The 2170-nt window shown below is 70.8% G+C and carries 1 protein-coding gene; it reads left to right on the forward strand.

Translation table 11 applies throughout. The features are described 5' to 3' along the window. The first annotated feature begins 136 nt into the window (after nt 1-136). On the forward strand, nt 137-1090 hold the full coding sequence (locus D0D15_RS35640; RefSeq protein ID WP_094004714.1) for a 4-hydroxy-3-methylbut-2-enyl diphosphate reductase: 954 nt from the start codon (nt 137-139) through the stop codon (nt 1088-1090). The last annotated feature ends 1080 nt before the right edge of the window (nt 1091-2170 follow it).

Below are 2170 nucleotides of genomic sequence, written 5' to 3' on the forward strand. Positions count from 1 at the left end.
TGGTTACAGCGTGCCGCACCTTGGCGGTTCAGCCCAACCGGCGCGGCGTGGCGACGTGACGGGATGCACACGAATCGGGTGGGTGGTGCCCGGTGGGCTCGAGGTGCGGGTGCCGGGCGGCCCGTACCCTGGAGCTATGACTGCTGTCTCCGAGCCCGTCAAGCGTGTGTTGCTGGCCAAGCCGCGTGGCTACTGCGCCGGCGTCGACCGCGCCGTGGTCGCCGTGGAGAAGGCCCTGGAGCTGTACGGGCCGCCGGTGTACGTGCGCAAGGAGATCGTGCACAACCGGCACGTGGTCGAGTCGCTGCGTGAGCGCGGGGTCATCTTCGTCGAGGAGACGTCCGAGGTGCCCGAGGGCGAGCTGGTCGTGTTCTCGGCGCACGGGGTGTCGCCGGCCGTGCGCGCGGAGGCGAAGGAGCGCAACCTGCGCACGATCGACGCGACGTGCCCGCTGGTGACGAAGGTGCACAAGGAGGTCAACCGGTTCGCCGGTCAGGACTACGACATCCTGCTGATCGGGCACGAGGGCCACGAGGAGGTCGAGGGCACCGCCGGTGAGGCGCCGACGCACGTCCAGCTGGTCGACACGGCCGAGGACGCGGCGAAGGTCGAGGTGCGGGACCCGTCGAAGGTGGTGTGGTTGTCGCAGACCACGTTGAGCGTGGACGAGACGATGGAGCGCGTCGACCAGCTGAAGGACCGCTTCCCGAACCTGGCGGACCCGCCCAGCGACGACATTTGTTACGCGACGTCCAACCGGCAGACGGCGGTGAAGGCGATGGCGCCGGAGTGTGATCTGGTGCTGGTCGTCGGGTCGAAGAACTCGTCGAACTCGCAGCGCCTGGTGGAGGTCGCCAAGCAGGCCGGCGCCCGGGACGCGCACCTGATCGATTTTGCTCACGAGGTCGACGAGGCGTGGCTGCAGGACGTGACGACGGTCGGCGTGACGAGTGGTGCGTCGGTGCCGGACGTGCTGGTGATGGACCTGCTGACCTGGCTGTCCGAACGCGGCTGGGGCGAGGTGCAGGAAGTGACGACCGCCAACGAGAAGATCGCGTTCGCCCTACCGCGCGAGCTGCGCAGCGTCTGAGCGTCGGATCGCTTCCGGCAGGCCCCAGCGACCGCCTGGTTCGCGTGGTGGCTGGGTGCTTGGGTGAGCTGCTTTCGGTAGGTGCGGGTTTCGAGTGCCCGGGACAGTTTCGTCCCGGGCACTTGTCACGTCCGGCCCTGCGGATGGGAAGCGCACTTTGGGCGCGCGGATGGCAAGTCCCCACGCCGAGTTCGTCCCCTCCGGCCTCGTATACGCGATCCGCAACCGACCGTGATGCCCACACGACCGTGCCCCACCCCGCTGAGCCCGGAAACCAACTCCTCACCCGACAGCCAGTGGGCCTTCCCCAGCCCTAGCGATCGTGAGCATGTCTACTCCACGCCTGCTGTTGCTCGACGACATCCGCCGTCAAGTCGCATGCTGTTTCAAGGCATCCGACTCCAGCCGGATGCTGTTTCAGGACAGGCGAGTGTTTCAACTCCAAGACAGGCGAGTTCTCCGGTGCTTGTGCCGGGAGGCGCATCCAGCGGCGGTCAGGAGTCGTCGCGGCGGGGTGGGTCCCGCCGTGCCCAGAGGCCTTCGAGCCAGGTCCCGCCGGCCGGGTAGTCCCGGCGCACCCAGGGTCGCGTTCCCCTGGGGCATGCAGTCGGGGCTGAGGCCGTTGCCCTCCTGGACGCCTGCGGCCCGGAGCTGAAGTCATGCCCCCGGGACGCTGTTGCCCAGTGCTCCGGTTCCGCTCAGGGGGTGTGGTTCTCGGTGCTCCGGTCTCGGCCCGAGGGGGCGTCGCCCGGTGTTCAGGGCTCGCCTCAGGGGCGTGTTCCCGTGCTCCGGTCTCGCCCCAGGGGGCGCGTCGCCCGGTGTTCAGGCCTCGCCCCAGGGGGAGCGTCGCCCGGTGTTCAGGCTTCGTCGTCCCAGGGGCGGCGGCGTGGGGTGCCTCCGCGACGGCCCTCGGGCGCTCGGCGTGGGTCGCCGCCTCGTGGGGGGACCCGGCGGGGGCGGTCGGCCGCGGGGCCGCCGGTGCGTGGCTCCCCGGCGCGGCGGTCGGCGTCCTCCGGCGGTACGGCGCGCTGCCGCGGGCGGCGCCCCGGGGGCGGGGTCTTCGCGCCCCGGGCAGCGGCG

The organism is Amycolatopsis thermalba, assembly GCF_003385215.1.
Lineage (GTDB): Bacteria > Actinomycetota > Actinomycetes > Mycobacteriales > Pseudonocardiaceae > Amycolatopsis_E > Amycolatopsis_E thermalba.